Source organism: Candidatus Binataceae bacterium (assembly GCA_035650475.1).
Classification (GTDB): domain Bacteria; phylum Desulfobacterota; class Binatia; order Binatales; family Binataceae; genus JAKAVN01.
In genome coordinates this window covers 25534-49492 of record DASRHP010000013.1, presented here as the reverse complement: position 1 = coordinate 49492, position 23959 = coordinate 25534, and the positions used below count along the sequence as shown (strand labels likewise).

At 67.1% G+C, this 23959-nt stretch carries 22 protein-coding genes and 1 tRNA gene; 5 read left to right on the top strand and 18 right to left on the bottom strand.

The annotated features are described in order from the left end of the window. Nucleotides 1–84 precede the first annotated feature (84 nt). Complete coding sequence (locus VFB33_16780) at nt 85–1128, bottom strand: zinc-binding dehydrogenase (GenBank protein HZO83351.1); 1044 nt, start codon at nt 1126–1128, stop codon at nt 85–87. A gap of 381 nt (nt 1129–1509) precedes the next feature. On the opposite strand from VFB33_16780, the gene VFB33_16775 reads away from it, so the two are divergent. Both VFB33_16775 and VFB33_16770 read left to right on the top strand, forming a co-directional pair. Next, nucleotides 1510–2547: a CoA ester lyase gene (locus tag VFB33_16775; GenBank protein ID HZO83350.1), complete on the top strand. Its 1038-nt coding sequence runs from the start codon at nt 1510–1512 to the stop codon at nt 2545–2547. A 16-nt stretch (nt 2548–2563) separates the two neighbouring features. Then, nucleotides 2564–3250, top strand: a complete 687-nt coding sequence (locus VFB33_16770) for an amino acid racemase (protein ID HZO83349.1) — start codon at nt 2564–2566, stop codon at nt 3248–3250. Nucleotides 3251–3279: 29 nt separating this feature from the next. On the opposite strand, the gene VFB33_16765 is transcribed toward VFB33_16770, so the two are convergent. The 5 genes from VFB33_16765 to VFB33_16745 form a co-directional block, all read right to left on the bottom strand. Next, nucleotides 3280–4062 (bottom strand): Fe-Mn family superoxide dismutase, encoded by a 783-nt coding sequence (locus VFB33_16765; protein HZO83348.1) that lies wholly within the window; start codon nt 4060–4062, stop codon nt 3280–3282. Next, entirely contained in the window at nt 4059–5117 is a 1059-nt protein-coding gene (argC, locus tag VFB33_16760; GenBank protein ID HZO83347.1) for an N-acetyl-gamma-glutamyl-phosphate reductase, read from the bottom strand. The genes VFB33_16765 and argC overlap by 4 nt, the downstream gene beginning before the upstream one ends. 188 nt (nt 5118–5305) lie before the next feature. Continuing rightward, nucleotides 5306–5704 (bottom strand): 30S ribosomal protein S9, encoded by a 399-nt coding sequence (gene rpsI, locus VFB33_16755; GenBank protein HZO83346.1) that lies wholly within the window; start codon nt 5702–5704, stop codon nt 5306–5308. Between the two features lie 15 nt (nt 5705–5719). Next, nucleotides 5720–6166, bottom strand: coding sequence for a 50S ribosomal protein L13 (gene rplM / locus VFB33_16750; GenBank protein HZO83345.1), 447 nt, complete (start codon nt 6164–6166; stop codon nt 5720–5722). Nucleotides 6167–6212: 46 nt separating this feature from the next. After that, a tRNA-Asp gene (locus VFB33_16745) sits at nt 6213–6290 on the bottom strand. A 219-nt stretch (nt 6291–6509) separates the two neighbouring features. On the opposite strand from VFB33_16745, the gene VFB33_16740 reads away from it, so the two are divergent. After that, nucleotides 6510–9683: an efflux RND transporter permease subunit gene (locus tag VFB33_16740; protein HZO83344.1), complete on the top strand. Its 3174-nt coding sequence runs from the start codon at nt 6510–6512 to the stop codon at nt 9681–9683. A 20-nt stretch (nt 9684–9703) separates the two neighbouring features. Continuing rightward, nucleotides 9704–10840: an efflux RND transporter periplasmic adaptor subunit gene (locus tag VFB33_16735; GenBank protein HZO83343.1), complete on the top strand. Its 1137-nt coding sequence runs from the start codon at nt 9704–9706 to the stop codon at nt 10838–10840. Nucleotides 10841–10885: 45 nt separating this feature from the next. Here the strand turns inward: VFB33_16735 and truB are convergent, their stop codons facing one another. From truB to rimP, 8 genes are all read right to left on the bottom strand, one after another. After that, nucleotides 10886–11770, bottom strand: a complete 885-nt coding sequence (truB, locus tag VFB33_16730; protein HZO83342.1) for a tRNA pseudouridine(55) synthase TruB — start codon at nt 11768–11770, stop codon at nt 10886–10888. 61 nt (nt 11771–11831) lie between these two features. Next, nucleotides 11832–12404, bottom strand: a complete 573-nt coding sequence (locus VFB33_16725; protein ID HZO83341.1) for a DUF6448 family protein — start codon at nt 12402–12404, stop codon at nt 11832–11834. Nucleotides 12405–12533: 129 nt separating this feature from the next. Then, a complete protein-coding gene (gene rbfA / locus VFB33_16720) occupies nt 12534–12884 on the bottom strand; it encodes a 30S ribosome-binding factor RbfA (protein HZO83340.1) in 351 nt (116 codons plus the stop codon). Between the two features lie 61 nt (nt 12885–12945). Then, the gene (locus VFB33_16715) at nt 12946–13233 is read right to left on the bottom strand and encodes a DUF503 domain-containing protein (protein ID HZO83339.1); all 288 of its coding nucleotides are present in this window, start codon (nt 13231–13233) and stop codon (nt 12946–12948) included. A 123-nt stretch (nt 13234–13356) separates the two neighbouring features. Then, nucleotides 13357–16326, bottom strand: coding sequence for a translation initiation factor IF-2 (infB, locus tag VFB33_16710; GenBank protein HZO83338.1), 2970 nt, complete (start codon nt 16324–16326; stop codon nt 13357–13359). Nucleotides 16327–16336: 10 nt separating this feature from the next. Then, the gene (locus VFB33_16705; protein ID HZO83337.1) at nt 16337–16642 is read right to left on the bottom strand and encodes a DUF448 domain-containing protein; all 306 of its coding nucleotides are present in this window, start codon (nt 16640–16642) and stop codon (nt 16337–16339) included. Then, nucleotides 16623–18089, bottom strand: coding sequence for a transcription termination factor NusA (gene nusA / locus VFB33_16700; protein ID HZO83336.1), 1467 nt, complete (start codon nt 18087–18089; stop codon nt 16623–16625). The genes VFB33_16705 and nusA overlap by 20 nt, the downstream gene beginning before the upstream one ends. A gap of 63 nt (nt 18090–18152) precedes the next feature. Then, nucleotides 18153–18626 carry a ribosome maturation factor RimP gene (rimP, locus tag VFB33_16695; GenBank protein ID HZO83335.1) on the bottom strand — a complete coding sequence of 158 codons (474 nt, stop codon included), beginning with the start codon at nt 18624–18626 and terminating at the stop codon, nt 18153–18155. Nucleotides 18627–19042: 416 nt separating this feature from the next. Here rimP and VFB33_16690 point away from each other — a divergent pair, with 416 nt between their 5' ends. Continuing rightward, entirely contained in the window at nt 19043–19318 is a 276-nt protein-coding gene (locus VFB33_16690; GenBank protein HZO83334.1) for a hypothetical protein, read from the top strand. A 118-nt stretch (nt 19319–19436) separates the two neighbouring features. Here the strand turns inward: VFB33_16690 and acs are convergent, their stop codons facing one another. The 4 genes from acs to VFB33_16670 all read right to left on the bottom strand — a co-directional run bounded on the left by acs (nt 19437) and on the right by VFB33_16670 (nt 23921). Then, nucleotides 19437–21395, bottom strand: a complete 1959-nt coding sequence (acs, locus tag VFB33_16685; protein ID HZO83333.1) for an acetate--CoA ligase — start codon at nt 21393–21395, stop codon at nt 19437–19439. Between the two features lie 5 nt (nt 21396–21400). Then, nucleotides 21401–22858, bottom strand: coding sequence for a DUF3536 domain-containing protein (locus tag VFB33_16680; protein HZO83332.1), 1458 nt, complete (start codon nt 22856–22858; stop codon nt 21401–21403). Between the two features lie 114 nt (nt 22859–22972). Then, on the bottom strand, nt 22973–23395 hold the full coding sequence (locus VFB33_16675; GenBank protein HZO83331.1) for a MaoC/PaaZ C-terminal domain-containing protein: 423 nt from the start codon (nt 23393–23395) through the stop codon (nt 22973–22975). Nucleotides 23396–23459: 64 nt separating this feature from the next. Further along, entirely contained in the window at nt 23460–23921 is a 462-nt protein-coding gene (locus tag VFB33_16670) for a MaoC family dehydratase N-terminal domain-containing protein (GenBank protein ID HZO83330.1), read from the bottom strand. Between the last annotated feature and the right edge of the window lie 38 nt (nt 23922–23959).

Below are 23959 nucleotides of genomic sequence, written 5' to 3'. Positions count from 1 at the left end.
CCTCCTGGCGCTCGCGGCCGCCCACCCGGGTTTGCCCCGCTCAGCGCGGCGAGCCGGCTTGTCCGGCCTGCCGCGTCCTGCTCCCTACGCCTCGGGCAGCATCACGATTTTGCCCGCCACGATATTGTTCTCCATCAGCTCCTGCGCTTTGCCCAGCTCCCTAAGCGGCATCACGCGGTCGATGACGGGCTTGATAAGCCCGCGCTCGACAAACCGCATCGCCTCGATCAGCTCGCCCTTATTCCCAAGATGGGAGCCGAGATAGTTCTGCTGCTTATTCCATAGCAGACGGATGTCCATGTGGGCGTCAAAGCCGGAAGTGGCGCCGCAGGTCACAATCGTCCCGCCCCACTTCAGACACTGCATCGAAAGCGGCCAGGTGTCGGCACCAGTATGCTCGAAGACGATGTCGGCGCGCCTGCCGTCGGTTATTCGCCGGACCTCTTGGAAGATGTCGTCGCGCTTGCGGTTGAGCGTGAACTCAGCGCCCAGCTTGCGCGCCAGCTCGAGCTTCTCGTCGCTGGAGGCGACCGCGATCGGCCGCGCGTTGAAAAGCTTGGCGATCTGGATCGCCATCACGCCCAGCCCGCCGGTGGCGCCCCAGATCAGGACGAAATCGCCGGCCCGCATGCGCGCGCGCGTCACCAGCATCCGCCACACCGTCACCAGCACCAGCGGCATCGAGGCCGCCTCCTCGAAGCTCAGGTTGCGCGGCTTGGCCAGCACGTTGACCGCCGGCACCTTGCAGTACTCGCCGTGGGCGCCGTCGAGCGGCCCGGTCTGGAAGCCCCAGATCTTGAAGTCGTGGCAGAAGAATTCCTCGCCGCGGGTGCAATAGTAGCAATGGCGGCAGGCGATGCCGCAATGGACCACGACCTCGTCGCCGATTGCGATGTCTTTGACCTCGCTGCCGCGGTCAACCACTTCGCCGGCGGCGTCGGAGCCCGAGATGTGCGGAAGGATGATTTTCATCCCGGGCAGGCCGCGGCGGGCCCAAATGTCATTGAAATTGCACGCCGAAGCCTTGACCTTGATCACGACCTCATTGGGGCCGGCTTTGGGTTCAGCAACGTCCTGATATCGAAGGACCTCCACGCCTCCATTGCGCTCGAATGCAATCGCCTTCATCGAATAGTCCGTTTATCTAAGGCCCTTGGGTAGGTGCCTAGGGGTGCGAAATTAGCTATACGTTTGCGGCCGCTCGCGCAACTGGGGCGGTTCGCACCTGCCCAAGTGCTCGGTTGACGGCTTGCGTTCAATGCCGTAAAAACCAAGCGCGCAGCGGTCGAGTTCCGATTCGTTCGGCCGCCCGCGCCAAAGGCCGCCCGTTTTGGATCGCGAGGCCCGTCCCGGCCAGCCAATCGTGCGCGCATTGTGGTCCTCGGCATCCACCCTAGCAATGGCGATGCCAAACTGAGGTGACTATTCTGCGGCGCCAGGACGCTAACCGCGCTCCTTGGCGGCAACTTTTGCAGCGGAAACATACCGCTGAACGGAGAAAAATTGACCATGTTCATTCTCGACAATGGCAACCGCTTCGTCATCCCACGCACCGAGATGACCTATCCCGGCCACAGCATGAAGCTCCATCAAACCGCCGCCGACCCGATCAAAGCCCCGGTGGACCATGTGATGGCGGACTTCGAGGACGCTTGCCCCTACGAGTTCAAAGGGCCCAAGAGCCACAAGGTGATGGTCGAGGCGCTCAACACGCTGAACTTCGGGCGCAAGGTAGTCACCGTGCGGCCTAACAACATCCACTCGCCCTTCTTCAAGGGCGACATGGAAGCGATCATGCTCGGCGCGCCCAACCGCTTCCACGGGATCATCCTGCCCAAGACGCGCGGCCCGGAGGAGATCCGCGAGGTGTCGCGGATGCTCGACGACCTGGAGAAGCGCAGCGGATGGAAGTACAAGGTCCAGATAGAGTCGCTGATCGAGACGCCGCACGCACTGATCAAAGCCTACGATATCGCCACCGCCTCAGACCGGATGTGCGGCCTGGTCTTCGGGATCGCCGACTTCGCCGCCAACCTCGGCGTGCGCGAGATCGTCGAGGGTCAGAATCAGAACTTCCATTACGCCAAGCAGTCGATGGTGGTCGCGGCCAAGGCGGCCGGCCTGCACGCGATCGATAACGTCTATCTGCGGCTGTGGCGTAAGGACGATTCGCCCGAGCGGATAGCCGAGTTGCAGCGCGGCCTGCGCGAAAAGAACATCGGCGCCGCCAATCTCGGCATGGACGGCACTTGGGTCATCCATCCGCAGCAAGCCGAGATAGCCAACGCCTGCTACACCCCGAGCGCCGACCAAGTCGAGGAGGCCCGCCGGGTGGTCCGCCTGTACCACGAAAAGGGCGGCGGCTCGATGGCCGACCCCAAGACCGGCGAGATGATCGACGAGGCGACGATCAAGATCGCGCTGATGGATCTCGCCAAGGGAGCGCAGGCCGGGATGGTGAGCGAGCGCGAGCTCAAGGACTGGTCGGAGAAGAGCCGCGCGATCACAGGCTACGACATCCTGGAGTTGATGCGCCGCGTGGCCTAGGCGCCCAGCCCGCCGAATGAAGCATATCGGGATCGTAGCGGTCAGCAGCGAGGGAGCGGCGCTCTGCTACCGGACAATCTGTCTGGAAGGCGAGGCGCTGATGGGCCGCCACGCCTATCCCGAGACCTCCCTGCACAATCTTCCGCTCGCCGATTATCAGCGCCTGATCGAGCGCGGACGGTGGCGGGAAGTGGGCGACCTTCTGCTTCAATCGGCAGCCCGGCTGGTCAGCGCGGGCGCGCAGATCTTGATCTGCCCGGACAACACGGTACATCAGGGGCTAGACCTCGTGCACGACCAATCGCCCGCGCCGTGGATCCATATCGGCGAGGTGGTGGCCCGCGAAGCCGTCCGCCGCGGGTTCAGGCGTGTCGGGGTCCTTGGCACGCGGTACCTGATGGAAGGGCCTGTGTATCCCGCCAAGCTCGCGGCGGCGGGCATCGAGTTTCGTATCCCCGGTGCCGAGCGGCGCGAGGGTATCAATCGGATCATTTTCGAGGAACTCGTTCGCGCGCGCTTCCTGCCCTCTTCGTTAGCTTATTTCCGAGAGGTGATTGAGGCCTTTGAAGCAGAGGGTTGTGACGCGGTTGCACTCGCGTGCACCGAGATACCGCTGCTGGTAAGCGAATCCGACTCCCGCTTGCCGGTTCTGGACTCGACGCGGCTGCTCGCGCGCGCCGCATTGCGGGAGGCCCTCTCGTAGCGCTCGGCCGACCGTCGCCTGCGGTTGCGCTAATGGCGGTCGACGGCGCGGTAGCGCGCCGCGACCACATTCCAGTCGATGTGCTCGATGAAGCGCTCGACGTAACTGTCCCGCATCGGGTAGTCGGCCGCGTATGCGCTCTCGGCCATCGCGCATACAACCAGCGGGTTTGCCCCTACCCACCCGCCAGCATCGCCCTTGCCCGTGGGCACGTTGTGCCAGCGATCATCGTAGGGATCGTAGGCGAGGATCGCCCAGGCCGAGGCGACGCGCGCGCACGCGATAAAGTCCTCGCGCCAGCTCTCCATCGAGCCCATGTGCTCATTGATGTTGTCAATAACGTAGGCCGGCGGCTTGACCGGCCGCGGCGCCATCCCGCGGAAATAGAACTCGTACAGCAGCACCGAATTGGCCGCCTCGACCTGTTGCAAGCGGAGCGCGGCGTAGTCGTTGCGATGCGCCTTGTCGCGCGGCAGCGCGGCCAGCGCGCGCTCGGCGACCAGCAGCCGCTGGAAATCGTGCGCGTAATGCGTGTAGCTTTGCGCGAGCTGGAGACGGGAGAGGAAGCCTGGCAGCTCGGCGTGCGGCGGCGCCATCGGCTTGCGCGGCTGGAATCCAGCCTGCCCCTTGAGCAGGCCCTCGTAGCTGAGGCCCGCCTCCTTGGGCGGCGGCGCAGCCGCGCCCGTCCGCGCGGCGGCGTTGAGGGCTGCCGCCGCGCCGAGTGCGATTGCGCCGCCAAGCAGCGCGCGGCGGCCGAGCGCGGCGCCGCCGCGCAAGCCAGAGCCTGACTCGTCGCCGCGCCGCGTGCTCACGGAACGGGCGCCGCGCCCAGCAGGCCCGCCGCCTCGTCGTGCCCCAGCATCAGGTTGAGGTCCTGGATCGCCTGGCCCGCCGCGCCCTTGCCGAGATTGTCGATGGCGCTCAGCACGCACAGCGTCTGCGAACGGCGTTCGAGCACGAAGCCGAGCTCGCAGAAGTTGGTCGCGCGGACGTTCTTCAGCTCGGGCAGCTCGCCCGGCTTGAGCAGGCGCACGAAGCGCGACTTGGCGAAGGCCGCCTCGAACGCCGCGCGCACGTCTTCCTCGCTGGTGCCGGCGCGCGGACGCATGAAGATCGAAGTCAGGATGCCGCGGGTGACCGGCAGCAGGTGCGGCACGAACATCACCGCCACCTCGCGCCCGAGCGCGGCGCCGATCTCCTGTTCCATCTCGGGAACGTGGCGATGGTTGCCGACTTTATAGGCGCGGAAATTCTCGTTGACTTCGGCGAAGAGTTGCTCGATCTGCGGCGCGCGGCGCGCCCCGGTGGTGCCGGACTTGGAGTCGATCACGATCGACGACGGATCGACGAGGTCGCGCCGGATGAGCGGCAGGATACCGAGCAGCGCGCTGGTCGGATAGCATCCGGGCACCGCGACCAGGCGCGCCTCGCGCAGCTCGCGGCGATGGAACTCGGCGAGCCCGTAAACCGCCTCCTTGAGCAGCGCCGGCGCCGGATGATCGACGCCATAGGTCTGGCGGTACTGCGCAGGGTCCTTGAGCCGGAAGTCGGCCGACAGGTCGATCACCTTGAGGCCCGCCCCCACGAGTTCGCCGATAAGCGCCGCGCCCACGCGCTCAGGCAGGCACGATACCACGACCTCCGCGCGGCCGCGGATAAGGTCGGCGCGCAGCTCCTCGAACGGCGGCAGGTCGATTCCGGCCAGATGGCGGTAAACCTCGGCCACCTCGCGCCCGGCGAAATGCTCCGAGGTCAGCGCGCTCAGCTCGACGAAAGGATGACCGGCGAGCAGGCGCACGGCTTCGATGCCCGAATAGCCTGAAGCCCCGAGCACCGCCAGCTTGATTCTGTTATTGTGCGACGCCATCTCGATTCTCAAACCCCTCCGCTGAAAATGGCGAGCGCGCGTCGGCGGCCCGGCGTTATTCTGCCCCACCACCTAGCACTAAATCGCCGTACGAACCAGTTACATGACGCAACGAGCGTGGATAAACGCGGTCGCACGGCGGAAAGCCGCGCCCGGCGCGCCACGCGGGGCGCGCCGGCGGGCGTCGTTTAGCGCTTGGAGTATTGCGGACGCTTGCGTGCCTTGTGGCGGCCGTACTTCTTACGCTCGACCTCGCGCGGGTCGCGCGTCAGCATCCCGTTCTTGCGCAGCGCTGGACGCAGCGCCTCGGAGGCGAGCACCAGCGCGCGCGAGATGCCGTGGCGGACCGCCTCGGCCTGGGCGCCAATACCGCCGCCCTTGACGCTGGCGATCACGTCGTATTGGCCCTTGGTTTCGGTCAGCTCGAAGGGCTCGAGGATCTTCATGCGCGAGGTGTCGCGCGGAAAGTATTCTTCGAGCGAACGCTGGTTGACGCTGATGGTGCCGCTGCCGGGGGCGAGCCGGATGCGCGCGATCGCGGTCTTGCGCTTGCCAGTCGCCCAGACTTCCGCCTTCTTGTCTGCCATCTCCTCGGGTCCCGCCTACAACTTGAGCTGCTGGGGCTGTTGCGCGGCGTGCGGGTGGTCCGCGCCGCGGTAGATCTTCAGCTTGGTGAATAGCCGCCGCCCCAGCCGGTTCTTGGGCAACATCCCGCGCACCGCCATCTCAAGCAGCCGCTCCGGCCGGGTCTCCAGCAAACGCCCGGCAGTGGTCGTACGCACTCCGCCCGGATACTCGGTATGGCGATGGTAGAGCTTGCCCTCCGCCTTGTCGCCGGTCAACTTGACCTTGGACGCATTGATGATGACGACGAAGTCGCCGGCGTCCTGGTTGGGGGTGAAGTCGGGGCGATGCTTGCCGCGCAGCACGCTGGCCGCGCGCGCGGCGACGCGGCCCAACGGGCGCTCGCTCGCGTCGATCAGCACCCAGCGCCGCGCGCGCAGCGCGCTCTCGCGCGACACGCTCCTGGTCTGTTCGGTCAGCTTCAACTCGTCAACTCCCGGCGCGGCGCGCGCTGCGCGGCGCCCAAACGATTGGCGGGGCCGATGGGATTTGAACCCACGACTTCCGACGTGACAGGCCGGCGTTCTAACCGGGCTGAACTACGACCCCGCCCGAACCATCTTTTTTGACATTTTCACGCTCCCGGAGCAACCAAGCCCCGCCGGCGAAGGTTCTATTGTAGCCGCGTCGACGGCGGGCGCGCCATCGCCGGAGGCGGTGCTTGCCAGCCTGCGGCGGCGTGCCCTATTCTCACGAACAATGTCGTATCTGAACGCTTCCGAAGGCCGCGCGGGCTGAGCCGCCGCCCCGCGCCCGCCGCCTGCCGCTATGTGGATCGTCCGCTTCGCGCTACGCCGGCCGCATTCGATCGCGGTGATGGCGCTGCTGATGCTGGTGCTGGGTGTGCTCGCCTTCACCCGCATGAACGCCGACATCTTTCCGGTCATCAACCTCCCAGTGGTCGAGGTCATCTGGAACTACCCCGGGCTGTCGGCGCTGATGATGGAGCGGCGGATGGTCTGGATCAGCGAGCGCGCCTTCTCCACCGAGGTCAACGGCATCGAGCACATCGAATCGACCGCGATGGATGGGATCGGGATGCTGCGCGTTTACTTTCATCCCGACCAGGACGTCGCCGCAGCAATCGCGCAGATAAGCTCCGAGAGCGAGGGCATCCTGCACATCATGCCGCCGGGCACCGTCGCCCCCGACATCATCGACTACAATGCCGCCAACGTGCCGGTGGCGCAACTCGACGTCTACAGCGACACCCTCTCGGAGCAGGCGCTGTTCGACTATGGGCTCAACTTCATCCGGGTCAAGCTCTTCACCATCGAGGGGCTCTCTTCGCCGGCGCCGTTCGGCGGGGTGAGCCGCGCGATGATGGTCAACCTGCATCCCGAGGCGCTTTACGCCCAGAACCTCTCGCCCGCCGACGTGAGCACGGCAGTCAACCAATCGAGCGTCACTATCCCCGGCGGCACGGTGAAGATCGGCAACCGCGAGTACAACGTCGAGCTCAACGGCACGCCCGACCACCCGGCCGAATTCAACGATCTGCCGGTCAAGGTCGCCGCAGGCACGCCGGTGCTGCTCGGCGACGTCGCGCCGGTGAGCTACTCGCACCAGGTGCAGACCAATATCGTGCGGGTCAACGGCAAGCGCGCGACCTACCTGGCGATCGTCAAGCATGCGGCAGCATCGACGCTCGCGGTGGTCAGCGCGGTCAAGGCCAAGCTGCCGGAGATCCTTGCCACCGCGCCCAACGGGCTCAAGCTCAAGCTGACGTTCGACCAGTCGAAGTTCGTGCGCGACGCGCTATGGGAGGTCGTGCGCGAGGCCGCGATTGCGGCCGGGCTGGTCGCCCTGATGGTGCTCATTTTCCTGGGGTCGGGGCGCTCGATGGTGATGGTGATCGTCTCGATCCCGCTGTCGATTCTGACCGCGATAGTCGCGCTCAAGCTTTCCGGACAAACCATCAACACGATGACGCTGGGCGGACTCGCGCTGGCGGTCGGGATGCTGGTGGACGACGCGACCGTGGCGGTCGAGAACATCCATCGCCACCACGCGATGCCCAAGCCGCTGCTGGCGGCGATCCTCGACGGCTCCGCCGAGATCGCGGCGCCGGCGCTGGTCGGCACGCTTGCGATCTGCATCGTGTTCTTCCCGGTGGTGCTGCTCTACGGCGTGGCGCGCTTTTTGTTCACGCCGCTGGCGCTGGCGGTGGTGTACGCGATGCTGACCTCGTACCTGCTCTCGCGCACGCTGGTGCCGATGATGGCGCGCTACCTGCTGCCCGAGCATTACGAGCACACGACGCCGCGCAGCCTGCTCGGGCGCTTCCTGGCCGCCTTCGAGGCCGGCTTCGAACACTTCCGCGAGCGCTACCGCGCGGCGCTCGGCGCGTTCGTGGCGTGCCGCGGCTTCGCGCTCGGATGCGTGGCCGCGATCGTGCTCGCCTCGGTCGCGCTGGTGCTGGTGGTGGGCGAGGACTTCTTCCCGGACGTTGACGCCGGCCTGATGCGGCTGCACGTGCGCGCGCCGACCGGCACCCGCATCGAACATACCGAGCTCATCGTCGATCGCATCGAGCGCGCGATTCGCACTGTGATTCCAGCTTCCGAACTCGACTCGATAAGCGACAACATCGGGCTGCCGACCTACTACAACCTCTCCTACTACCAAAGCGACTCGACCGGCCCGCAGGACGCCGACATCCTGATCTCGCTGACGCCCGACCATCATTCGACCCGCGAGTACCAGCGCAAAATCCGCGCCGTGCTGGCGCGCGGCTTTCCCGGCGTTGACGTTTACTTCCAGGCCGCCGACATCATCAGCCAGGTGCTGAACTTCGGGCTCTCGGCGCCGATCGACGCACAGATCTCGGGCAACAACCTGGAGGAAGACTACGCCGTGGCGCGCCGGCTGCGCGCGCGGATGGCCAAAATTCCGGGCTTGCTCGATCTGCGAATTGCCGAGCACCTCGACTACCCGACCCTGCGGGTCAAGGTCGATCGGGCCAAGGCGCTCGAGCTCGGCGTGACCCAGCAGCAGGTCGCCTCCAGCCTGCTGACGTCGCTCAGCTCGAACACGCTGCTCGCGCCGAACTTCTGGCTGAATCCGGAAAACGGTGTCAACTACAGCGTGCTGGCGCAAACTCCGCAGCACATGATCAACTCGGTTCAGGCGCTGGCCGCGACGCCGCTCAATCCGGGGCGTCTGGACGGCGCCGGCGCCCAGACGCCACCGCAATTTCTCGGCAACCTCGCCACCATCACGCAGGAAGTCGAGCCGGCGGTCATCAACCACTACACCGTCCAGCGCGTCATCGACGTCAACTGCTCGGTATCGGGGCGCGACCTCGGCAGCGCATCGGCGGCGGTGCAGCGCGCGATCGATGCGCTGGGTAAGCCGCCGTCCGGCGTGAAGATCGTCATCCGCGGCCAGAGCCAGGCGATGCGCGAGTCGTTCGCGAGTCTCGGACAGGGGCTCATCCTCGCGGTCATCCTCGTGTACCTGCTGATGGTGACCAACTTCCAGTCGTGGGCGGAACCGTTCATCATCCTGCTCGCGGTGCCTGGCGCGCTGGCGGGCGTGCTGTGGATGCTCGCGCTGACCCACACGACGATCAACGTGGAATCGCTGATGGGCGCGATTATGGCGGTCGGCGTGGGCGTCGCCAACGGCAACCTGCTCATCATCTTCGCCAACGATCTGCGCGAGCAGGGCTACAGCCCCACGGCGGCGGCGATCGAGGGCGCGCGCACGCGTCTGCGCCCGGTGATAATGACGGCGCTGGCGATGGTGCTCGGGATGTTGCCGATGGCGCTGGGCGGCAGCATCAACGCGCCGCTCGGCCTGGCCGTGATCGGCGGGCTGCTGGTCGCCACGTTCATGACCCTGTTCGCGGTGCCGGCGGCCTACTCGCTGCTCAGCGGCCACGTCATCGGCAAGCATCAACGCGACGCCGAGGTCGAGGCGATCGTGCCCGGCGCATAGGGACAGATCTGGCGACGGAGATGGACGACGACCCAAGGAATTACGCGCCGCGCAAGCCCGGCCGGAGGTTTTACCTCGGATGGGTGGTCGCGGTGATCGTGGCGGTGGCTGGCACCGCCGGATTGGTCGCGGCGCGCAGCCTGTGGCTTCAGCGCGCGGCCTCGGAGCGCGAGGCGGAAGTCGCACGCGGCCAGCGCGTGCTGGTGCGCGAGGTCGGACCCGCGCCGCGCTCGCGCTCGCTCGATCTGCCGGGCGAGATCCACGGCTACATCGAAACCCCGGTGTATGCGAAGATTCCCGGCTATCTCGAAGAAATTCGGGTTGACAAGGGCGACCGCGTCAAGCGCGGCCAGGTAATCGCCCTGCTGGCTTCGCCCGAACTCGACCAGCAGGTGGCCAACGCGCGCGCCGCTTACAACCTCGCCGCGATCACCGACCGCCGCAACCAGACCCTCGCGCGCCAGAGCGTTATCGCGGAACAGACCGCCGACGACTCGCACACCGCGATGCTGCAGGCCAAGGCGACCTACGAGCAGCTCGCCGCGACCCAGGCCTACGAGACCATCCGCGCGCCCTTCTCCGGCGTGGTCACCGCGCGCTACGCCGATCCGGGCAAGCTGATTCCGCAGGCCACCGGCGGGACCACCGCCGAGATGCCGCTGATCGCGATGGCGACGCTGCGCCCGGTGCGCGTTTACGCCCACGTGCCGCAGAGCGTCGCGCCGTTCATCAAGGACGGCGACCCGGCCACGGTCAGCGTGACCGACTATCCCGAGCGCGTCTTCGACGGCTCCGTGACCCGCCATCCCGACGCGCTCGACCCGGCTACGCGCACGATGCTGGTCGAGGTCGATCTGCCCAACGAGGATCTGGCGCTGTACCCGGGGATGTATGCGCGGGTGCAGTTCCAGGTCGGGATAACGACGCGCGTGCCGATAGTGCCCGACGACGCGCTGATCTTTCGCGACGGCAAGCCCTACGTGCCGGTGGTGCGCGCCAACCGGCTGCACCTGGCGCCGGTCACGCTCGGCTACGACGACGGGATCAACGTGCAGGTCACGCGCGGGGTGGTGATCGGCGACCTGGTCGCGGTCAACGTCGGACAGTCGGCGCGCGACGGCGAGCCGGTCCAACCGGTGCGCGAAGGCATCAACTGAAGCCTGCATTCCGGGTGCGGCGCGCGCCGCCCCGCCCGGCGCCGATCACTGCGCGAACACACGCAGGACGCGGGCGGTGACCCGCGAAGTCGCCTCGGCCACCGCGATCAGCCGGCCGCGGCTTACCACCTTGAACAGGCGGGTGCCGGCGGGCGCCAGCCCGTCCAGCGCGCGTGAATCGCCGTTGCGCAGCATCCGCTCCTCGACCGGCCCCGCCTGCGCCTCCGGCATCGTCGCGAGCGCCTCGCTGAGCCCGATCAGCAACTCCGAACCGCGCCCCTCGGCGAGCGCGGCAAGAACCTCGTCGAGCGGACGCGCGCGCTCGAGGCCCAAGCAGCCGCTGCGAATCCGGCGCAGCTCCGCCAGATGCGCGACGGTGCCGAGCGCGAGCCCGACGTCGCGGGCGAGCGCGCGCATGTAGGTGCCGGTCGAACACACCGCCACGAAGCGCAGCGCAGCGGGGGCAAGCGGCGCGATCTCCAGGCGCGAAATCTCAACTTCGCGCGGCGGCGGCGGCTCAACCTTGACTCCGCGGCGCGCCAGCTTGTACAGCGGCACTCCGGCGCGTTTGATCGCCGAAAAGACGGGCGGCTGCTGCACGATTTTCCCGGTGAAGCGCGCCGTGACCTCGGCCAGGGGCGCCGGATCAAGAACGGGAATTTCGGCGTCGCGCACCACCCCGCCGGTAGGATCGAGCGTGTCAGTTTCGACGCCAAGTCGGATTACGCCCGCGTATTCCTTCTCGGCGTCCTGGAGGAAGGGCGCAAGCTTGGTCGCCTCGCCAACCAGGATGGGCAATAGCCCGGTCGCAAACGGATCGAGGGTGCCGAGATGACCAACGCGTGCCGGACGCAGATGCGCCTTTATCTTGCGCACCACCTCGGCGGAGCCAATCCCCGCCGGCTTATCAACGAGCAGCACTCCGTCCATAGAGGAAAGAGCGACGATAGCCGATATCCGCGCGTGGATTAAGCGCGCTGGACCGCGAGCGCTAATCTTTCGCTGCCAGCGGCTCGGCGTAGTGGCCATGCGCGGGGCTCATGGCCGCCTCATACAGCCGTTCGACATAATGGACGTACTCGACGTAGGCGCGGACGTAGCGGCGCCCGGCGGCGAGGTCGTCGGGCTGGTACTGACGCTTCTCCATCACGTCTTCGAAGTGCTTGCGCAGCCCGGCCTGCATCGCGTCGCTCAGAAGCTTGTTCAATCGGGCGATCGAGGCGCCCTCGGCGATCGCGCGGTCCGCCGCCGGAATCGCCGGGCCGACATCCTCCGTAGTCTTGAGACCGACGTAGGGTGCGCCCTCGCCGGCGCGATGCAGACGCACAACCGTCTCGAAGAAATACTCGTCTGCGAGATCCCGGGCTGTAGGACCAAGCCTGCGCACCGCCATTGTTTGTTCAAACGCATGGCGAACCTCGGCCTCGTCCCTGGCTTGGACCCAGATCAGGACATAATTGACGTCGCCAATCTGGAGCGCGCGGCGCGCCGCCGTAACCACTGGGCCGCTGAGCGTGTCGCAATGTGCCCACGCGCGCTGCGCGGCCGCGACCGTCAGCGCCATCAGAACCGCCGCCACGATTGCTCTGAAACAGTTTTTGCGAAAGGTCTTGGAGCGGTGCATAGGGGGACGCCCCTCCGGTATGAGGCTCGATTGCGCGCGATCGCAGCCGGGTCAATCGTCCGGCGCGTGCTACGCCCGTCGGCTCGCGCGCAGCAGCGCGTCGATGCGCGCGGCGCGCTCGGGTCCGGGATCGAACTCAAAATCGAGCTCCGGCGTGTAGCGCAACCCAAGTGCATGGCCGATCTCGCGGCGGATGAATCCGCTTGCGCTCTTGAATCCCGCAACTGCGGCCGCGGCACGCGCGCTCCCCTCGAGGTGGGAGAAGAAAACCCGTCCGTGGCGCAAGTCGTCGGCCATCCTGACGCCGGTGAGCGTGACGCCGCGCAGACGCGGGTCCTTGAGATCGCGCAGCAGCATCCGCGAAAGTTCACGCAACACCAGCTCGCCCACGCGCTCGGGACGCCGTGCTTCCGCAGCCATCGTGTTCCATGTTAGCGCGGCGCCGATGCGGAACAAGCTCGCATCCCTGCCGCGCGCACCGTCAGCAGTTGATTATTTCGAGATGCTCCTCGCCGAGCGGGGCAAGCCCGAGCGAATCGATGTAGTTGACCACCGCACGCAGGGCGCCGTCGACGAAGGCGCGGTCGGTTCCGACCTGGCAGATTCCCAACTCGGCGCGCTGCCAGAGATCGTGACCATCGGCCTCGGCGATGGAAACGTTGAACTTCGAGCGCACGCGATCCTTGATCGCGCGCAGGACCTGGCGCTTGCCCTTGAGCGAGTGGTTCTCCGGCAGGAACAGGGTGAGCTGCAGGATGCCTACTACCATCGTCGTCCTCCCCTCCCCTCGCGGACCAGGATGCGGAAGGCATTCGGATGAGCGTCCTAGCTGTGCCGCGCCGCCGCGCAATGGCGGCGCTTCGCATGGCCGGCCCGCGCCCGCGGCGCGCGCTCAGGTCTGGAGCTGCTTCTCGACCGCGGCCTGCCCGCCGCGCACCGTCTCCGGACGCGGGGTTTCGAGCCGGCGCACGACCGCCTCCATCTCGAAGGCTTCGATAACGTCGTTGGGCTTGATGTCGTTGAAGTTCTCCAGCCCGATACCGCACTCGTAGCCGGCGGCGACCTCGCGCGCGTCATCCTTGAAGCGCTTGAGCGAGGCGATCTTGCCTTCCCATACCACCCGCCCGTCGCGCACCAGCCGCGCACGCGCGTTGCGGGTGATCTTGCCGTCGACCACCATCGAGCCGGCCACGGTGCCGCCGGGCACATTGAAGGTCTTGCGCACCTCGGCGCGGCCGAGGGCCTTCTCGCGGTAGGTCGGCGCCAGCATCCCCTCCATCGCCTCGCGCATCTCGTTGATCGCCTCGTAGATCACCGTGTAGAGGCGGATGTCAACGCCTTCCTTCTCGGCCAGCGCGGCGGCTTTGGGTTCGGGCCGCACGTTGAAGCCGAGGATAACCGCGCCCGAAGCCGAGGCGAGGGTCACGTCGGTCTCCGAAATCGCGCCCGCGGAGCTGTGGATGATCTCGATCTTCACTTCGGAAGTGGACAGACGGCCGAGCGATTCGGCGAGCGCCTCGACCGAGCCCTGGACGTCGCCCTTGATGATGACCTTGAGTTCCTTGACCTCGCCGGCCTTCATCCGCTCGCTGAGGTCCTGCAACGAGACGCGCGCCGTTTTTTGCAGCTCGCCCTCGCGCCGCTTGGAGCGGCGGTACTCGGCAACCTGGCGCGCCTTGGCCTCGTCGGCCACCGCCACGAAGGCGGTGCCGGGCTCGGGCACCTCGGAGAGGCCGAAAATCTCGACCGGGGTCGCGGGCGTCGCCTCGGCGATCCGCTGGCCGTTGTGATCCAGCATCGCGCGCACGCGCCCGTAAGCCATCCCGCACACGAACGGGTCGCCCTGATGCAGCGTGCCTTCCTGGATGAGCACGGTGGCCACGGGTCCGCGCCCGCGGTCGAGCTGCGACTCGATGACGGTGCCGCGCGCCGTGCGATGCGGATTGGCCTTGAGCTCCATCAGGTCGGCCTGCAACAGGATCATCTCAAGCAGGCGGTCGAGCCCCTCGCCGGTGCGCGCCGAAACCGGCACCGTGATCGTTTCGCCGCCGTAATCTTCCGGGATCAGCCCCTGCTCGGTGAGCTGCTGCTTGACTCGGTCAACGTTGGCCTCGGGACGGTCGATCTTGTTGATCGCGACGATTATCGGGACGCCGGCCGCGCGCGCATGGTTGAGCGCCTCGATCGTCTGCGGCATCACGCCCTCGTCGGCCGCCACCACGAGAATCACGATGTCGGTCACTTTGGCGCCGCGCGCGCGCATCGCGGTAAACGCCTCGTGGCCGGGGGTGTCGACGAAGGTTATCTTGCGCCCGTTGCTCTCGGTAGTGTAGGCGCCGATGTGCTGAGTGATACCGCCGAACTCCTGCTCGGTCACGCGGGCGTGGCGAATCGCGTCGAGCAGGGAGGTCTTGCCGTGGTCAACATGGCCCATGACGGTGACCACCGGCGGCCGCTCGACCGCTTCACCGGGGGCTTGCTCGTCCTCTTCCTCGATCGCCGATTCGACGTCGAAAGCAACGTTCTCGACGCTGTAGCCGAATTCGCCGGCGACCAGCGCGGCGGTGTCAACGTCGAGCACCTGGTTGAGCGTGGACATCACACCCAACTCCATCAGCTTCTTTATGATCTCGCCGGCCTTGACTCCCATGTTGCGGGCGAGGTCGCCGACGGTCACCCCTTCGGTGATGCGAACGACTCGCTTGGACGCCTTGGGCGTGGTGATTTCGGTCTTGCGCTGTTCCTTGCCGGGCAGGGCGCGCCGCTTCTTGGGCACGCGCAGGCCGCGCATCTCGCGCTCGGCCGTGAAGTCGGGCACGCCCTTCTTCACCACGCGCTTTTTCTTGATCGGGCGCGCACCCGGCTTGACTGCGCCCTCGCTCGGCGGCATCGCCGGCTCCATCGAGGGCGCCGCCGGCGCGGGCGCGAAACGGCCGGCCTGACCCGGACGCGGCGGCCCGCCAGGCCGACTGGTCGGCGCCGAGGGGCGCGGTGCGGGCTTGGGCAATTCGATCTTGCCGAGCACGCGCGGTCCGCGCTGGCCGTCATCGAGCGACGGCGCGGCCGCGTGTGCGGCGCCGGTCAGGTTGATCGCTCCCCCCGGGCCAGCGGCAACCGGGCGTGGCTCAACGACACGGCGTACACCCATTCCGGCGCCCGCATACTGCGGACGCGACGGCTGCGCCGCCGACGGCTGCGCGCGCGGGGGTTGCGCTGCCGGCGGATGCGGGCGCGAAGGCTCAACCCTCGCCGGCGCCGGGCGCTGAGCTTCGACAGGACGCGCAGGCATGGCCGGCTCGACCCGCATCGGCTCGGCCGGCTGCGGAGCGCCTCCATTGGAAGGCGTGGGGGCTGCGGGCGCCTCGCCAGCGGGCGGGTGAACCTCAGAGGCAGACGGCCTGCCCTGCTCGCCGGCGGTCTCGGCCTGAGCCGGCGTCGCCGGCTCGCGCTCAAGCAGCGCCGGAATTTCGGGCTGCGGCGGCTCGCGCTCCTCGAGGAACGGCGCGACGAACGGTTCCTCGGATTCGCGTTCGAGTTCGAAATGGAACGGTTCTTCGGGGCGGGCGGCGGCGGGCGCGGCGCCCGGCTCGGGCTCGGCGTGGCGCCGGCGCATGACGGTCGCGGTCAGCCGCTTTTCGACCACCTTGCCCGCGCTGGTCTCCAGCACGGTTTCGCGCCGGAGCAGGCTCTGGCGCTGGGCCTGCTCGTCGAGCTCGGCCTTGATGCGCTCGGCCTCGTCCGGCGCCAGCAGGCTCGACTCGGAGTGGCTGTGTCCCAGGCGCAGACGCTCGACGCTGGCCAGGACGTCTTCAACCGATACGCCCCACTCGTGGGCAAGAGTTTTGATCCGCTTTCGCGCCATCACGGGTATTCTATTCGAGCGGGCCGTTGCTATCCAGCCGCGCGCTTAACATTTGCGTAATCGACCTGCGCGCCTGCACGTCCAGCGCCACGCGCAGCGAGCGAAACGCGCGGGTCTTGCTGCGCGCAAACCTCTCCAGGCAATCCGGGCGCGGATGCAAGTAGCCGCCGCGCCCGCCGCGCCGGCGCTCGGCGTCGATGCTCACCGCGCCGCCCACCGCCGCCAGCCGCACCATCGCCGCCTGTGCGTCGCCGAGGCCACATCCGAGGCACGTGCGGACCGGCGTATGCCCGGGATTATGATTTCGCCGCGACATCCGGTTGAACCGCTCCCTGCTCGCCTGCCGCATCCGCAGCGACGCCCTCGGCGCCTTCGGCAAGCGGCGCCTCGATTTCACCGTCCTCAGCCGCAACCTCCGCAGCGGCGGCGTCGGCCGCCGCAGCAGTGGCGGCGTCGGCAGCCGCAGCAGTGGCGGCGTCGGCAGCCGCAGCGGCGGCGGCTTCAGCCGCCGCGGCCTCCTCGGCACGCTTCTTCGAAACCCATTCGCGCGCGGCCTGAATAAGCTGGCGCGCACGCTCAGGCGTGATGCCCTCGACCTCGAAAGACTCTTCAGCGGTTTCCGCCAGCTGCTCGGCCGAGCGGAATCCCCACTGGTAGAGCAGCTCGGCATTGATGTCGCCGATGCCGGGGATGGCGTTGAGCGAGGCGCGGGCCTTGCGCGCCTCCTCCTCGGCCTCGGAATCGCTGCGCAGATCGATTTTCCATCCGGAGAGCCGATGGGCCAGGCGCACGTTCTGGCCGCGCTTGCCGATCGCCAGCGAGAGCTGGTCGTCCGGCACCACGACCTCCATCGCATGCTCGTCCTCGTCGATGATCACCTTGGAGACCTTGGCCGGGGCAAGTGCGCGGCAGACCAGCTCGGCCTGGTCGTCAGTCCATGGCACGATGTCGATCTTCTCACCGCGCAGCTCCTGAACCACCGCCTGCACGCGCGTGCCCTTCATCCCGACACACGCGCCGACCGGGTCGACGTCGGAGTCCTTGGAGTACACCGCGACCTTGGCCCGTCCGCCCGGCTCGCGGGCACACTGACGGATTTCCACGATGCCCTCGTATATCTCGGGCACTTCCTGCTCGAAGAGCTTGCGCAAAAAGTCGTTGGAGGTGCGCGAGAGCACGATCGAGAGGCCCTTCTCGGAGAGATCGACGTCGAGGATGAGGGCGCGGATGCGATCGCCCTGGCGATAGCGCTCGTGCGGGATCTGCTCCTTCTCGGGCAGGATCGCTTCGGTGCGGCCGAGATTGACGATCATGTTTTTGCGCTCGAAGCGCTGCACGATGCCGGAGACGATTTCGCCCTTGCGATCTTTGAACTCGTTGTAGATCTGTTTGCGCTCGGCGTCGCGGATGTGCTGGATGAGGTTCTGCTTGGCCGCCTGCGCGGCAATCCGGCCCATCGTCGCGGTGTCGAGCTTGATCAGGATCTCGTCGCCCACCTGCGCCTCAGGGTCGTACTTTGCGCGCGCCTCCTCGAGCGTCGCCTCGGCTTGTGGATTGACGACCTGCTCGACCACGGTCTTGATTTCGAACAGCTCGACCTCGCCCAGCTCCTGGTTGTAGCGCGATTCGATGCGGCAATCGGGGCCGAAGGTCCGGCGCGCCGCCGAATGCATCATCTCTTCGACCGCGTTTATCACGATCGCCTTGTCGATCCCCTTCTCCTTGGAAACCTGCTCGATTACCCGGTTAAGCTCTCCGGTCATACGGCCTCCACGGGGCGCGCCGCTGCGCCGCCCGAGAAAATTGCGCCCGCCGACGAGGTGCACCTATTTGCGCTCGGCTGCATCAAAATCGTATTCGTAATTCGCTCCCTTTATCTCGCCGAATTCGATCCGCACCCGCCGTCCGCTCGGCTCGTCGTCGATCTCGACGCCGTCGGCTCCTACATCCGCGAGCCTTCCGACAAACGCCTTGCGCCCCTCCAGCGCGTGATGCGTCTTAATCCTGACGCGTCCGCCGCGTACGGCTTCGAAGTCGGCCAGCCGCACCAGCGGCCGGTTCAGTCCTGGCGAAGCCACTTCGAGCGTGTAGCGCCCTTCGATTGGGTCGTATACATCGAGCAGGTCGCCGAGGATGGGGCTCAAGCGCTCGAGGTCGTCAAGCCCGATACCTCCGCCCGGCCGATCCACCAGCAGGCGCAGCATCGAGCTGCGCGTGCCCTTGTGATACTCGACCGACACCAGCTCGTAGCCCTGGCGCTCGACGTGCGGCCCGAGCATCTCGATGATCCGCTCGGCCATCGGATTGAGCCGTACAACCGCTCTGCTATGGCTGTCTGTCGCGCCCCCGTCGCCCACGGCAAAATTCACTCCCGGGACGGCCGTCGTGACGCCGCGGGGCACCTCCTCCCCGCCACGCCCGAGGCGGGCTCCGCAGCGCCAATCGCAGTCCGACTCTGTCCAGGGAAACCTGCGCCCGAGCGCCGCCGCCATCGGGCCGGCCGACCAACAAAAAAGTGGGCAAAAGCCCACGCACCAACCACACTACCACCGGCGCGCGGCAGCTGGCAAGGCGGGTTTTCGAGAGCGGTTCAAGGGCCAAACACCGGTGTAAACGGGCCGGAAGCGGGTACCGCGTAACCCGTCGAATGCCGGCACGTCTTTCAAATGCGAGCAGGATTGAGAAACCGAGGGCCGGAGAGACAGGAGGACAAGCGATGAAGAACCTGGTAGCAGCCTCTCTTTCGGCGCTTTTGTTCGGCGCGCTGCTGGCGGCGCCCGCGATGGCGCGCGACCGCGACGACTTTCGCCCCTGGCGCGACGGCAACGGATGGCATCAGTTTTACCGCGCGGGCGAGCGCCACGAGTTTCTCGAACATCATCCGCGATGGGCGTGGAGCCAGGGCGAATGGCGCGAGCATCACGACCGGGACGATCGCTGGCGCTGGCGCGACGCGGATGACTGGTTTCATCGCGGCTTCGATCGCCGCTAGACCCGGCGGCGCCATCGGCTCTCGCTAAACGCGGAGCGGGCCCGGCCCTGCGGCCGCACCCGCCTCGGTCCTGCTCGAAACCGTCGACTGCGCGTCGGTTTATTCCTCGTCCTCCGACTTACTCCTCGTCCTTCTGCAGGCGGGCGAGCACTGACAGGTCCTCCAGTGTCGTGGTATCGCCCAGGGCCTCGTCGCCGGCGGCGATCTGCCGCAGCAGGCGGCGCATGATCTTGCCGCTGCGCGTCTTGGGCAACGCGTCGGTGAAGCGGATCTCGTCCGGACGCGCGAGGGCGCCGATCTCCTTGACCACATGCTGGCGCAGCTGCTCGCGCAAGTCGGGATCGCCCTTGCGCCCGCCCTCCAGCGTCACGAACGCCATCACCGCCTGCCCCTTCATCTCATCGGGCCGCCCGACCACCGCAGCTTCGGCGACCGCCGGATGCGAGACCAGCGCGCTTTCGATCTCCATCGTGCCGAGCCGATGGCCGGAGACGTTAATCACGTCGTCTACGCGGCCCATGATCCAGAAGTAGCCGTCCTCGTCGCGCCGCGCGCCGTCGCCGGTGAAGTACATCCCGTCGAGCTGACTGAAGTACTGCTGCTTGTAGCGCTCGGGATCACGGAACACCGTGCGCAGCATCCCGGGCCAGGGCCGGCGCACCACAAGTAAGCCGCCCTGGTTCGCGCCGACGCTTTTGCCATCGCGCGTCACAACGTCGGCCACGATTCCGGGAAGCGGGCGGGTCGCCGAGCCGGGCTTGGTCGGGATCGCGCCGGGCAGCGGACTTATCATGATTGCGCCAGTCTCGGTCTGCCACCAGGTATCGACGATCGGGCAGCGCTCGCCGCCGACAACTTTGTGGTACCAGATCCATGCCTCCGGGTTGATCGGCTCGCCGACGGTGCCCAGCAGGCGCAGGCTCGAAAGATCATGCTTCTTGACCCACGAGTCGCCCCATTTGATGAAGGTGCGGATCGCGGTGGGCGCGGTGTAAAGGATGTTGACGCGATACTTCTCGATGATCTGCCAGAAGCGGTCGTTCTCCGGAAAGTTCGGCGCGCCCTCGTACATCACCACTGTCGCGCCCGCAGCCAGCGGCCCGTACACCGTGTAGCTGTGGCCGGTGACCCAGCCGATGTCGGCCGTGCACCAGTAGATGTCCTCGTCCCTGAGGTCGAACACCCACTTCATCGTCATCAGGGTGTGAACCAGATAGCCGCCGACAGTGTGGACCACGCCCTTGGGTTTGCCGGTGGTGCCCGAGGTGTACAGGGTGTAGAGCATGTGCTCGGAATCGAGCTCGGCCGGAGGACATACGGCGCTCTGATGCGGCACCAAGGCGTCCCACCACAGGTCGCGATCCTTGCGCATCTCGACCTTGCTCCCGGTACGGCGCACCACCAGGCAGTGCCGAACCGAGGGGCAACGCTTGAGCGCCTCGTCAACGTTGTGCTTGAGCGGGACCTGCTGGCCCCGGCGCCATCCGCCGTCGGCCGTGATGCAGAGTTTGGCCTCGGCGTCGTTGATCCGGTCAACGAGCGCTTCGGAGGAGAAGCCGCCGAAGATGACCGAGTGGACCGCACCGATCCGCGCGCAGGCGAGCATCGCGATCGCCGCCTCGGGGACCAAGGGCATGTAGATCGCAACGCGGTCGCCCTCCTTAATGCCGAGGCTCTTGAGCGCGTTGGCGCAGCGCGCGACCTCGCTCGCGAGCATCTGGTAGGTCAGCACGCGCGAGTCGCCCGGCTCGCCCTCCCAGATAAGTGCGGCCTTGTTGCGCCGCGCGGTCAGCAGATGGCGGTCGACGCAGTTGTAGGCGGCGTTGAGCTTGCCGCCCACGAACCACTTGGCGAAGGGGAAGCTCCACTCCAAGACCTTGTCGAAGGGCTTGAACCAGCTAAGTTCCCGGGCGCACTCGGTCCAGAACCCTTCCGGGTCGTCCGCCGCGCGCCGGTAGAGCGCCTCGTACTCGGCCATGCTCTTGACGTGGGCGGCGTGGCTAAAATTGCCGGGCGGTGCAAACTTGCGCCCCTCGCGCAGGACGGATTCGATATCGTGCGTCTCGGATCGGGCCATGACGGTCATACCCTCCCGCGCGCTTCGCGCGTCTTGAGACTGAGATAGAGCGTGGCGGCGTCGCCGATCTCGCGGCGGTTGGAGTGGATCTGGCGCAGCCGCTCGAGCAGCTCGCTCTCGATACTGGCTGAAAATTCGGCGGCGACCTCGACCGCCCGCGCCGCCCAGCGCAGCGCTACCCGCCCCTCGGGCCCGCCGAAGTCGTCAAAGAACCACGCGCAGCTGGTGAGCGCGGCCTGCGCCGCGCGCTGCATCTCGAACAGCCGCATCAGGCGCTGGCGATTGGCGTCGGCGCCGACGTGATGATGGGCGAAGAACTCCTCGTGCAACGCGGGGTTGGGATCGACGGCGAGACGGATCGACTCACATAGCGCGGCCTGGGCGTCGTCCACCAGCGGCGGTGCGAAGCGATCGTACACCGCCCCCGCATGGTTCATCACGAACTCCATCGCCGCGCGCAGCGGCCCGCGCCAGTGCTGCGCGGTCGCGTGGTCGAGCCGGCATCCGCAGTCGGCGCGCCAGCGCTCGATTCCGTGCGCGCAGCTCCACGAACTGGGCGAGTCGATTTCGAAGGTTCCGTCGCCCTCCGGGTGCATCGCAAGGTATTCCGCGCAGTTGGTGAGGCGGATATCGTCGCGCCGCCCCAGCTCCAGGAGCGCGCGCGCCAGTTCGGCCGCGCCATTGCGCTTGTGATGGCCGAAGGTTTCACCGTCGGTAGCGAGCATAAGCACGCCGCCCGGAGCGACCTCGGCCGCGGCGCCGGCGATCCGCTGTGCGAGCGTGGCGCCGTCGTCGAGCGCGTCCTCGAAAGACACTGTGCGCGAAAGGTCGCGGTCGAAACGAAATACCGCAAGACGCAGATCATCGGCGCGCCAGATAAAGGGTCCGGCGCCGCGCCGCGCCGCGCCCTCGCCGCCAAAGACGCCCTGTTCGGGAGCAAGGATCACAAACTTGATCCCCGCCGCGGCGACGTCGCGCAGCGTGTCGTGGTCGGCCGCGCACTCGGGAAGCCACATCCCCACCGGCCGCCGCTTGAAACGCATGACGAAGTCCTCGATTCCCCACGCGATCTGGAGCGCGCGCTCGCGCCGGCCCAGCAGCGGCAGGATCGAGTGGTTGTAGGCCTGCGCGATCGCGTTGCCATGGCCGCCGCGCGCCTGCAGGCTGAGCTGGTCGCCAAGGTGCAGCGCGCGATAGGCCGCCGTGCCGTGCCGCTCCAGCCAACTCGCCAGCGTCGGCCCGAAGTCGAAGTTGAGCGCCGCGTAATTGTTATGGATCCGCACCACCCGCCCTTCCATCACATGGGCGCGGGCGTTGGCGAGGTAGCATTCGCTGAGGATCCGCTCGTTCCAATTGGCGAACGGCGTCGCGCCGGGCTCGGGACTGATAAGCCCGGTCCACGGACTCTCACGCGGCGGCTGGTAAAAATGGCCGTGGATAATGACGTAGCGCGGCTCCGACATCGCACTCCAATTCTAGCAACTTGTTCCAGCAATTTGCGCACGGGCGCCTGAATCCCGAGCACCCGCAGGCGCGGGCGCACGCCCCTTCGGAAGCGTGCGGCGGGCGGGCAGGGCTCAGGCCGCGGCGACGCTGAACGAGCCCTTGACCGTAGTCTCGCCCTTCTGGTTGACAACCTCCATCTCGCCGTCCACCAGCCGCTCGCCGCCCTCCTCGCGCTTGCCGGTCACCTTGCCACGCATCGTCAGCGTGTCGCCGGGCCAGACCTGGCGCGCGAAGCGCACCTTGAAACGGCGGACGCGGCCCGCGCCGGCGTAGTCGGTCAGGCAGCGCGACAGGCACCCTGCCGTCCACATCCCCTGCGCGAAGACGGTCGGAATCCCGGCCGCCTCGACGAAGGTCTGATCGTAATGGAGCGGGACGAAGTCGCCCGAGGCGCCCGCGTAACGGACGAAATCCGGACGCGCGACGTTTTCGATTACGATAGTGGGGATCGAGTCGCCGATTTTCACCTGGTCGAACTTTACCTTGGATGCCATAGCAGCCTCACCGCGCGACTGAAGCCGCGCGTCAGTCCGTTGATGACCCGCAGCGCGAGCTCGCTCAACCGCTCACCGCCTGGCCGGTTTCGACCAGCACGAAGCGCGAGAGCGCGACCTTCTCGTTGCGCTGGTTGGTGTAGGTCGTCTCGACTACCAGAAAAGTCATCTTGCCGCCGCGCCCGCCTTCCTTCTCGTACAGATCCGCGACCCGGGCGACGCCGGTCAGCGTGTCGCCGACCAGGATCGGGTTGAAGAACTCGAACTCCTGCTCGCCGTGCAGGATACGCCGCATGTCGAACATGTCGAGCGACGGCATCGACTCGGCGGTCTGCCAGAACGCGCTGGTCTGAAGGAAGGTCACCGGGATCGGCACTCCGCCGCACTCCTTTTTGGCCAGTTCCGGGTCGAAGTACACTGGGTTGGGGTCCTTGACCGCGCGGGCGAACTCGCGCACCTTGCCCCACTCTATTGGCATCGTAAACGGCTTGCCGGCTTTCCCGATGATGCTTTTGTCTACGGCCATCGCTGAGATGCTCCCTGGCGGCGCGTCGAGGCCGCCGT

What these genes read in the sequence shown, in the direction of transcription:
- VFB33_16780 (HZO83351.1), bottom strand. Translation starts at nt 1,128, where the DNA reads ATGAAGGCGATTGCATTCGAGCGCAATGGAGGCGTGGAGGTCCTTCGA.
- VFB33_16775 (HZO83350.1), top strand. Translation starts at nt 1,510, where the DNA reads ATGTTCATTCTCGACAATGGCAACCGCTTCGTCATCCCACGCACCGAG.
- VFB33_16770 (HZO83349.1), top strand. Translation starts at nt 2,564, where the DNA reads ATGAAGCATATCGGGATCGTAGCGGTCAGCAGCGAGGGAGCGGCGCTC.
- argC (HZO83347.1), bottom strand. Translation starts at nt 5,117, where the DNA reads ATGGCGTCGCACAATAACAGAATCAAGCTGGCGGTGCTCGGGGCTTCA.
- rpsI (HZO83346.1), bottom strand. Translation starts at nt 5,704, where the DNA reads ATGGCAGACAAGAAGGCGGAAGTCTGGGCGACTGGCAAGCGCAAGACC.
- VFB33_16740 (HZO83344.1), top strand. Translation starts at nt 6,510, where the DNA reads ATGTGGATCGTCCGCTTCGCGCTACGCCGGCCGCATTCGATCGCGGTG.
- VFB33_16735 (HZO83343.1), top strand. Translation starts at nt 9,704, where the DNA reads ATGGACGACGACCCAAGGAATTACGCGCCGCGCAAGCCCGGCCGGAGG.
- truB (HZO83342.1), bottom strand. Translation starts at nt 11,770, where the DNA reads ATGGACGGAGTGCTGCTCGTTGATAAGCCGGCGGGGATTGGCTCCGCC.
- VFB33_16725 (HZO83341.1), bottom strand. Translation starts at nt 12,404, where the DNA reads ATGGCGCTGACGGTCGCGGCCGCGCAGCGCGCGTGGGCACATTGCGAC.
- rbfA (HZO83340.1), bottom strand. Translation starts at nt 12,884, where the DNA reads ATGGCTGCGGAAGCACGGCGTCCCGAGCGCGTGGGCGAGCTGGTGTTG.
- VFB33_16715 (HZO83339.1), bottom strand. Translation starts at nt 13,233, where the DNA reads ATGGTAGTAGGCATCCTGCAGCTCACCCTGTTCCTGCCGGAGAACCAC.
- infB (HZO83338.1), bottom strand. Translation starts at nt 16,326, where the DNA reads ATGGCGCGAAAGCGGATCAAAACTCTTGCCCACGAGTGGGGCGTATCG.
- VFB33_16705 (HZO83337.1), bottom strand. Translation starts at nt 16,642, where the DNA reads ATGTCGCGGCGAAATCATAATCCCGGGCATACGCCGGTCCGCACGTGC.
- nusA (HZO83336.1), bottom strand. Translation starts at nt 18,089, where the DNA reads ATGACCGGAGAGCTTAACCGGGTAATCGAGCAGGTTTCCAAGGAGAAG.
- rimP (HZO83335.1), bottom strand. Translation starts at nt 18,626, where the DNA reads ATGGCCGAGCGGATCATCGAGATGCTCGGGCCGCACGTCGAGCGCCAG.
- VFB33_16690 (HZO83334.1), top strand. Translation starts at nt 19,043, where the DNA reads ATGAAGAACCTGGTAGCAGCCTCTCTTTCGGCGCTTTTGTTCGGCGCG.
- acs (HZO83333.1), bottom strand. Translation starts at nt 21,395, where the DNA reads ATGGCCCGATCCGAGACGCACGATATCGAATCCGTCCTGCGCGAGGGG.
- VFB33_16680 (HZO83332.1), bottom strand. Translation starts at nt 22,858, where the DNA reads ATGTCGGAGCCGCGCTACGTCATTATCCACGGCCATTTTTACCAGCCG.
- VFB33_16675 (HZO83331.1), bottom strand. Translation starts at nt 23,395, where the DNA reads ATGGCATCCAAGGTAAAGTTCGACCAGGTGAAAATCGGCGACTCGATC.
- VFB33_16670 (HZO83330.1), bottom strand. Translation starts at nt 23,921, where the DNA reads ATGGCCGTAGACAAAAGCATCATCGGGAAAGCCGGCAAGCCGTTTACG.